Source organism: Ilyobacter sp., assembly GCF_041583315.1.
In the GTDB taxonomy this organism is placed as follows: domain Bacteria; phylum Fusobacteriota; class Fusobacteriia; order Fusobacteriales; family Fusobacteriaceae; genus Ilyobacter.
This window is the reverse complement of the sequence record NZ_JBFHGC010000058.1, coordinates 1-8,344: the sequence shown is the minus strand read 5'-3', so window position 1 is coordinate 8,344 and position 8,344 is coordinate 1. Positions and strand designations below refer to the sequence as shown.

General features: G+C 38.1%; 7 protein-coding genes, 1 tRNA gene and 1 riboswitch. All 8 genes read right to left on the bottom strand.

The window, feature by feature from the left end; translation table 11 throughout:
• Nucleotides 1–34: 34 nt before the first annotated feature.
• A riboswitch (cyclic di-GMP riboswitch) is annotated at nucleotides 35–119 on the bottom strand.
• 519 nt (nucleotides 120–638) lie between these two features.
• The 8 genes from ABZA26_RS03465 to purE all read right to left on the bottom strand — a co-directional run bounded on the left by ABZA26_RS03465 (nucleotide 639) and on the right by purE (nucleotide 8,138).
• Nucleotides 639–724 (bottom strand) — tRNA-Leu (locus ABZA26_RS03465).
• Between the two features lie 73 nt (nucleotides 725–797).
• Entirely contained in the window at nucleotides 798–2,048 is a 1,251-nt protein-coding gene (gene purD, locus ABZA26_RS03460; protein WP_372713124.1) for a phosphoribosylamine--glycine ligase, read from the bottom strand.
• A gap of 138 nt (nucleotides 2,049–2,186) precedes the next feature.
• Nucleotides 2,187–3,683, bottom strand: coding sequence for a bifunctional phosphoribosylaminoimidazolecarboxamide formyltransferase/IMP cyclohydrolase (gene purH / locus ABZA26_RS03455; RefSeq protein ID WP_372713123.1), 1,497 nt, complete (start codon nucleotides 3,681–3,683; stop codon nucleotides 2,187–2,189).
• A gap of 219 nt (nucleotides 3,684–3,902) precedes the next feature.
• On the bottom strand, nucleotides 3,903–4,475 hold the full coding sequence (gene purN, locus ABZA26_RS03450) for a phosphoribosylglycinamide formyltransferase (protein WP_372713122.1): 573 nt from the start codon (nucleotides 4,473–4,475) through the stop codon (nucleotides 3,903–3,905).
• Nucleotides 4,463–5,461: a phosphoribosylformylglycinamidine cyclo-ligase gene (gene purM / locus ABZA26_RS03445; protein ID WP_372713121.1), complete on the bottom strand. Its 999-nt coding sequence runs from the start codon at nucleotides 5,459–5,461 to the stop codon at nucleotides 4,463–4,465. The genes purN and purM overlap by 13 nt, the downstream gene beginning before the upstream one ends.
• A gap of 15 nt (nucleotides 5,462–5,476) precedes the next feature.
• Nucleotides 5,477–6,868 (bottom strand): amidophosphoribosyltransferase, encoded by a 1,392-nt coding sequence (purF, locus tag ABZA26_RS03440; protein ID WP_372713120.1) that lies wholly within the window; start codon nucleotides 6,866–6,868, stop codon nucleotides 5,477–5,479.
• A gap of 2 nt (nucleotides 6,869–6,870) precedes the next feature.
• On the bottom strand, nucleotides 6,871–7,587 hold the full coding sequence (purC, locus tag ABZA26_RS03435; protein WP_372713119.1) for a phosphoribosylaminoimidazolesuccinocarboxamide synthase: 717 nt from the start codon (nucleotides 7,585–7,587) through the stop codon (nucleotides 6,871–6,873).
• 71 nt (nucleotides 7,588–7,658) lie between these two features.
• Complete coding sequence (gene purE, locus ABZA26_RS03430) at nucleotides 7,659–8,138, bottom strand: 5-(carboxyamino)imidazole ribonucleotide mutase (RefSeq protein WP_372713118.1); 480 nt, start codon at nucleotides 8,136–8,138, stop codon at nucleotides 7,659–7,661.
• Between the last annotated feature and the right edge of the window lie 206 nt (nucleotides 8,139–8,344).

The following is an 8,344-nucleotide window of genomic DNA, read 5'->3' as shown; positions in this document are numbered from 1 at the left end:
TATAGTCTTAAGCATATTGTTCCCTCCTAAAAATCTCGGAAACTGGCTGTCATATCTAGAAAGAATTAGACCCTATAGTTTTGTGCCACAGGATTTCTCATGCTTTACCTTTTTCGGAGTTAATTATTTTAAAGCTTGTATTTGCATATATATTTACAGAATAAAATATCTCAAGTTGCTGGTTATTTTTGAAATTTTCAAAGGAGTAACTTAATCCGAGATTCAACTTAAGTTTTTATAATTTTTCTTTCTTAAAAAAAAAATACTTACTATCTGTTTTGACTATTGTACATGCTGGATATAAGTTTTGGGGTGACAGCCACCTTGGGGAGACGGCTGCCAGGTACTGCTATATGGTTGAAAAAGTTTTCATTGAAGGAGTATTTCTGTCAATGAGTCCTCCAACATAAATATCCTTCTTTTGTGTCAACTTTATGTCAAAAAAAATTTGTTAGATCTTTTTCTTAAAGAGTTATGGATGTCAATAAAATAAATTATTTCAGAAGTAAATGTTTAAAGTATTAAGATAATTAGACCTCCAATTGGAGGTCTTTTCTGTTATATAAAAAAGCGAGAATAATCTCGCTTAAGTTTAACTATAAAAATATATTTTATACAAATCAAAGTCTAAATAAGTCTGGTGCGCAGAGGGGGACTTGAACCCCCACCGAGAAACCCCGACAAGGCCCTCAACCTTGCGCGTCTACCATTCCGCCACCCACGCCTGCACCTTAGATTACAGGATGTATATTATCATATTTAATGGGCCTTGTAAAGGTGTTTTTTTATGGAGTTAGTTAGATTATCTTTCCTATATCTCTTCTGTAGTATATTTTATCAAATTTGATCTTTTCAATAGAATTATATGCATTTTTCTTTGCATCATCCAGGTCTTTTCCAAGAGCAACGACGTTTAGAACTCGTCCACCAGCAGTGACAAATTTTTCATTTTCTTTTTTCACTCCTGCCATAAATACAAGGTCTTCCACAGATTCGCATCCGGTGATCTCATAACCCTTATCATAGGCTTCAGGATAACCTCCGGAAGCTGCCACGACACAGCATGCAGACTCATCTTTCCATCTGATTTTGTCTCCGTCTAGCTTTCCATGCAGAGTATCGTTCAGTATATCCAGATAGTCGCTGTCTAGAAGAGGAAGTACTACCTGAGTCTCAGGGTCTCCCATTCTCATGTTATATTCTAGAAGATATACCCCTCTGCTGTTTATCATCAGTCCGAAGAAGATGACTCCGCAGAAGTCCAATCCTTCGCTTTTTATACCCTCTAGAGTTGGGTCAACTATATCCTTGATATACTGGTCATAAACCTCAGGAGTGACGTATGGATTTGGTGCGATTACGCCCATACCACCTGTATTAAGGCCGGTATCTCCCTCTCCGATCTTCTTATGATCTTTTGCAGAGATGAAGGACACTATCTGCTTAGAGTCAGTTATAGATAGTATAGAGGCTTCTACACCTTCTAAAAACTCCTCTATTACAACTTCATTTCCGGCATCATTAAATTTTTTGTCTACCATAATATCATTTACAGCCTCTATACCCTCTTGAATATCTGCACAGATAAGCACTCCTTTACCTGCTGCAAGACCGCTGGCCTTTATTACCACAGGAAAATTAATAGTCTCAAGGTAAGCCTTCGCCTTGTCAGCATCTGTGAATATCTCGTAGGCTGCAGTTTTCACACCATATTTTTTCATGAAATCTTTGGCATAAGCCTTAGACCCCTCCAGAAGAGCAGCCTTGCTGTCAGGTCCGAAAATATTGAGGCCTTTCTCTTTAAACCTGTCTACGATCCCTGCCACAAGAAGCTCTTCGCTTCCCACCATGGTCAGGTCTATTTTTTCTTTTTCAGCAAAATCAACGATCTCTTCCAGGGTTTTAAGGTCTATATTTTCCACTTTATCCAGGAGCTCAATCCCGGCATTTCCAGGTGCACAGTATATTTTTTCTACATTTTTATTTTCCAATATTTTCCAGCATATAGCATGCTCTCTTCCGCCGCTGCCTACAACCAATATTTTCATATTTTTTCTCCCTTCAGATTCAAGAATTTTATAGTCTTTACCATTTTACTCTTCAAATTCAAATTTTTTCTTTATTTTATTACAGGTCTGCTGAAATAGTTTCCATCAGCAGACCTGCCTGTACTGTTAATATTAGATTTAATGTTTGAAGTGTCTTAGTCCGGTAAAGACCATTGAGATTTTGTGTTCATTGCATGCATCGATAGATTCCTGGTCTCTCATAGATCCCCCAGGCTGTACTATTGCTGTTATCCCTGCTTTAGCACACTCATCTACTACATCTCTGAAAGGGAAAAAAGCATCAGAAGCTAGGACTGCACCGTCTCCTGCTCTTTCTATGGCTTGCTTTGTTGCCCAGATTCTGTTAGTTTCTCCAGTTCCCACACCTTTAGCCATACCGTCTTTTACCACCACAATTGCATTTGATTTTACATGTTTTACTACCTTCATTCCGAAGACCATGTCGTCCATCTCTTTTTTAGAAGGTTCTTTTTCAGTTACAACTTTAAAATCTTTTGAAAAGGCCTTATCAGAATCCTGTACCAGAATTCCTCCGTCTACCTTTACATACTCGATTTTGTCACACGGAGTATATTTGACTTTTATTATTCTGAGATTTTTCTTTTTCTTTAGTATTTCCAGAGCTTCATCAGTGAAATCAGGAGCAATTACGATTTCAAGGAATGTCTTGCTCATCTCAGCAGCGGTTTCTCCGTCTACTGTTTTGTTTATTGCTACGATTCCTCCGAAAATAGATATAGGGTCGCAGTCATATGATTTTTTATAGGCATCCACCACAGTGTCAGCTACAGCTACTCCGCAGGGAGTAGAGTGCTTCAGTCCGCAGCTTGCAGTTTCTTCAAACTCGCTTACGACCTTCCATGCCACATCCATGTCTCTTATATTGTTAAAAGAAAGTTCTTTTCCATTTAATTGTTCAAAATCCTTCATGGCACCTTTTTCAGTTGTAGATACATAGTACGCTGCATTTTGGTGAGGATTTTCTCCGTATCTCAGATCCATCATTTTTTCGTAGGAAACACTCAGATACTTAGGCATTTCTCCCTCTAAAAGGAAATTTGAGATTGCTGCATCATATGCTGACGTAAGGTTAAATACCTTTCCAGCTAGTTTTTTTCTGCTTTCAAAAGAAAGATTACCCGTGCTTTCAAGCTCACCTTTTATCTTTGAATAGTCTTCTACATCTGTTATCACGATTACATCTTCAAAAGATTTTGCAGCAGATCGAAGCATTGTAGGTCCGCCTATGTCGATAAATTCTACTTTTTCTTCGAAAGATATGTCATTTTGAACCTCGTCAAAGAAAGGGTACAGATTTACAATAACTATGTCTATAGGAGTTATATCTCTCTTTTCAAGAGTTTCCATATGTTCTTTATTACTTCTGATAGCTAAGATCCCGCCGTGAATATTGGGATGAAGAGTTTTTACTCTTCCGTCGAGCATTTCAGGAGCTCCTGTAACTTCCGATACATCTGTAACCGGTATAGAGTTTTCTCTTAGGTACTTATAAGTTCCACCTGTGGAAATCACTTCTACGCCTATTTCTACTAAAAATTTTGCAAAATCCAGTATTCCTGCTTTATCATAAACTGAAATCAGTGCTCTTTTCATAAATATGATTCTCCTTTTAATACTTTCTTAATATTACTATTTCTCCGAAAATAATTTGCCTTTCTATAAACACATAATCTATATAGAAAGCCGCAGACCCGCAATATAAATCTTAAAATTAGGTTTTAGGTTTTAGGAATTTTAAGTTTTTATTATCTTTTATTTAGGTTTTAGGAGTTTAAATAGTTGATATGCGAGTCTGCAGCCCCCCGGCAAAAGTTAGTTACCCTCAGCGATATCCATAATGGCCTGAGGCAAAAGTCTGTGCTCTATTTCAAGGACTCTTTTCTGAAGAGTTTCAGGAGTATCGTTTTCCAATACAGATACTTTTTCCTGGTATATTATCTCTCCTGTGTCCACACCTGCATCTACATAGTGTACCGTACATCCGCTTTCTTTTTCTCCGGCAGCGATTACAGCCTGATGTATTTTTATACCATACATTCCAGGCCCTCCGAACTTTGGAAGAAGTGACGGATGAATATTTATTATTTTTTTACTCCATTTTTTGGTAAAGTCAGAATCCAGTATAGATAGGAAACCTGCAAGAACAATTAGGTCCACCTTACCGTCTAAAATAGTATCTATCTCTTTTGAAAGATTTTTTTTGAATTGTTTTCTATCTAAAAGGTATGTTTTTATACCGTTATTGCTTGCTCTTTCCAGTCCGTAGCATTCTCTGTCGGCTATGACACATTGTATTTTACAAGGGAGGTTTCCGTCGTTGATTCTATCGATGATAGACTGAAAATTACTTCCCCCTCCTGATACAAATACTGCTATATTAAGCATAGGTCTTTATCTCCCTTTTTTATATATCCTATTTCATAAGCTTCTTCGCCGTGAGTCTTTAGCTCTGCTATTACTGCCTCTTTATCCTCAGAAGCCACTACAAGTACGAATCCTACTCCCATGTTGAATGTCCCGTACATCTCATTTTCAGGAACACCTTTAGACTGAAGATATCTGAATATTTCAGGGATTCTTATTTTTTCTTTTTCCACCACTGCCTGATATCCTTCTCTAATTGTCCTAGGAAGGTTTTCAGGTAGTCCTCCTCCTGTGATGTGTGCCATACCTTTTACAGTAAACTTTTCAAGCAAGGCAAGAACAGGTTTCACATAAATTCTTGTAGGTTCAAGAAGAATCTCTCCTATTTTTTTACCATTGAGTTCCTCGTCAAAATCAGTAACCAGTCTTCTTACAAGAGAAAAACCGTTACTGTGAACTCCAGAGGACGGAAGGGCGATAAGCACGTCTCCCTCTTCAACTGTACTTCCGTTTATAATTTCATCTTTTTCTACGACTCCTACAGAAAATCCTGCGATGTCATAGTCTCCGTCTTTGTAAAAACCAGGCATTTCAGCTGTTTCTCCCCCTACAAGGGCAGATCCTGACTGAAGGCATCCCTCTGCCACCCCTGAAACAAGCTGAGCGGCTTTTTCAGCATCTAGTTTACCGCAGGCCATGTAGTCAAGGAAAAACATAGGTTTTGCTCCGTGACACAATATGTCGTTTACACACATTGCCACTGCATCTATTCCTACAGTATTATATACTCCCATTTTAAAGGCTACTTCAAGCTTTGTTCCTACACCGTCTGTTCCAGATACAAGAACCGGATTTTTATACTGAGACATCTCGTACATCGCTCCGAAACTTCCTAGACCATTTAAAACACTTTTATTATGAGTTTTTGATACGGCTTTTTTCATGAGTTCTACAGCCTTGTATCCTTCTTCTTTATTTACTCCGGCATCTTTATAAGAAATTGACATTATTTCCTCCTAATTTTACGCTTCTCCCATTGGGGTACATACAGGATACTCTCCATCAAAACATCCTAAACAGAAATCTTCACTTCCCAGAACCTTTGCAAGATTTTGAAGAGTAAGATAATCTAGAGAATCCGCTCCGATAACTTCTTTTATTTCACTTATAGAATGAGTCGATGCTATAAGTTCTTTTCTGTGGGCAGTATCTATCCCAAAGTAGCAAGGGTATTTTACTGCTGGAGAAGCCGACCTGAAGTGTACTTCAGTAGCTCCTGCCTTTCTCAGCATCTGAATAAGAAGTCTGCTTGTTGTACCTCTTACCAGAGAGTCGTCTACTACTACTACTCTTTTTCCTACTACATTTACTTTCAGAGGGTTCAGTTTTACCTGTACCGCTTTTTCTCTCAGTTCCTGAGAAGGTTTTATGAAAGTTCTTCCGATATATTTATTTTTAATAAGTCCTACAGTGTAAGGAATCCCGCTCTCCTCTGCAAAGCCTATGGCTGCAGGTATTCCAGAATCAGGTACTCCTATTACAACGTCAGCTTCTACCGGCTTTTGTCTGGCAAGGTATCTACCGGACTCTACCCTTACTTGAAAAGCACTCTTTCCGTCGATGATACTGTCCGGTCTTGCAAAATATATAGTTTCAAATGAACAAGGAGCATTTTTTGTATTTTCAGCATACTTGATTGATCTTACACCGTGATCGTCTATTATTACCATCTCTCCAGGCTCTATATCTCTTATGAGGTCTGCTCCTACAGCATCTAGAGCACAAGACTCTGAAGCGAGGAAGAAGTCTCCTTCGTCATTCTGCCCCAGGCACAGCGGTCTTATACCATAGGGATCTCTTACCCCTATAAGCTTCTGATCAGCCAGAATAACAAGAGAATAAGAACCTTTTATAGCACTTACCGTACTCCTGATTGCCTCTTCGAGACCTTTTGAAGCCTTTCTTGCTATCATGTTTATGATAACTTCTGAGTCGATATCAGTAATGAAAGTAGATCCAGAATCCTCAAGTAGTTCCTTGATTATATCTGCATTTACAAGGTTACCGTTGTGAGCTACGGCGATCTGACCCAGTTTAAATTTACTTTCAAGAGGCTGTGCATTTATAAGCTTGCTGGCTCCTGAAGTAGAGTATCTCACATGACCTATCGCTGCATTTCCTTTTAGCTCTTCCAGTTTTTCAGAGCTGAAGACATCAGCTACAAGGCCCATGCCTTTAAAAGTTGTCTTTTCCCCAAAGTTTGAGACAGTGATTCCGGCACTCTCTTGCCCTCTGTGCTGAAGAGCGTAAAGTCCGTAATAAGTAAGACTTGAGACTTTTTTTATCTCTTTTGAGTAGACTCCGAATACTCCGCACTCCTCTTCCATTTTATCTATATCATGTATACCATACATATTTATTTAGCACCCAGCCTTTTTAAAATCTCGATATAAGCCTCTTCGATACCTCCGAGGTCTCTTCTGAATCTGTCTTTATCAAGTTTTTCACCTGTTTCCTTATCCCAAAGTCTGCAAGTGTCAGGGGTGATTTCGTCTGCAAGAAGGATTTCTCCGTCTTTGTTTTTTCCAAATTCTATTTTAAAATCAACAAGAGTAATTCCCTCTTTGTCAAAAGTTTCTTTCAAAAGGTTATTGATCTTAGCAGTAGTTTCATATATTTTTGCAAGATCTTCATAAGTAGTTATACCCATTGCCACTGCGTGGTGGTCGTTGATAAGCGGGTCGTTGTATTTATCGTTTTTATAGCAGATTTCAAATATAGTATTTGTAGGAACAGTTCCTTCCTCTATACCTACTCTGGCAGCCATAGAACCTGCGATTACATTTCTTACGATTACTTCTAGAGGTATGATTGTCAGCTTCTCACAAAGCTGGTCTCTTTCGTTTAACATCTCTTTGTAGTGAGTTTTAATTCCGTTCTTCTCTAGCATCTCATATAGTGTAGCAGTGATCTTGTTGTTAAGGATACCTTTGTTCTGGATAGTCCCTTTTTTAGCTCCGTTTCCAGCTGTAGCATCATCCTTATAGTGGATGATAACCAAATTTTCATCATTAGTAGTGTATATCTGCTTTGCTTTTCCCTCGTACAAAAAATCCTTTTTTTCAACTGACATTTAAAATCCTCCTAAAACCTTTTATTTTAATAGTATCAATTTTTAATTATTGACTGTAAATTTTCCAGGGTTTAAAGTTCTATTCCAGCCTCATTTTCAGCTATGAAATTTTCTTTCATTTCTTTTCTAAAGTTGATAAGCTTTTCTTTTAATTCCGGGTACTTTATTGAAAGCATCTGTACTGCCAACATTCCTGCATTGTAAGAGTTGTTGAGTCCCACAGTGGCCACAGGTATTGATTTTGGCATCTGCACTATGGAAAGAAGTGCATCCATTCCGTCAAAAGCAGCCTCAATAGGTACTCCTATAACTGGAAGAGTCGTCTTTGAAGCGATCACGCCAGGAAGATGAGCAGCAAGGCCGGCTCCTGCAATAACTACTTCGTAACCAGTTTTTTCCATCTTTTGAAGAGTTTCGACAAGTTTTTCAGGAACTCTGTGTGCCGAAAGAACATGGGCTGAGTATTCAACACCAAACTCTTTTAAACATTTTGCAGCACCTCTCATTTTGTCTGTATCTGATTTGCTACCAAAGATTATTGCAACTTTCATTGTGACCTCCTAAATTTTATATATATTTTTATTATCTAACACCAGAGGAAAAAGGATTTCCCCTGGCAGAAACAACTAAAATTTATTTTTTAATTTGGACATTATTCTTATTTGAAATATTTTACACCGTTTACAAATATTTTTTGTTCTTTATCCCCTATAATATTCTTATAGAGATTTTCTCCCATTCTTTCAGAGTGTCCCAT

Coding starts and splice junctions, on each gene's coding strand:
- purD (WP_372713124.1), bottom strand. CDS start 2,048: ATGAAAATATTGGTTGTAGGCAGCGGCGGAAGAGAGCATGCTATATGC.
- purH (WP_372713123.1), bottom strand. CDS start 3,683: ATGAAAAGAGCACTGATTTCAGTTTATGATAAAGCAGGAATACTGGAT.
- purN (WP_372713122.1), bottom strand. CDS start 4,475: ATGCTTAATATAGCAGTATTTGTATCAGGAGGGGGAAGTAATTTTCAG.
- purM (WP_372713121.1), bottom strand. CDS start 5,461: ATGTCAATTTCTTATAAAGATGCCGGAGTAAATAAAGAAGAAGGATAC.
- purF (WP_372713120.1), bottom strand. CDS start 6,868: ATGTATGGTATACATGATATAGATAAAATGGAAGAGGAGTGCGGAGTA.
- purC (WP_372713119.1), bottom strand. CDS start 7,587: ATGTCAGTTGAAAAAAAGGATTTTTTGTACGAGGGAAAAGCAAAGCAG.
- purE (WP_372713118.1), bottom strand. CDS start 8,138: ATGAAAGTTGCAATAATCTTTGGTAGCAAATCAGATACAGACAAAATG.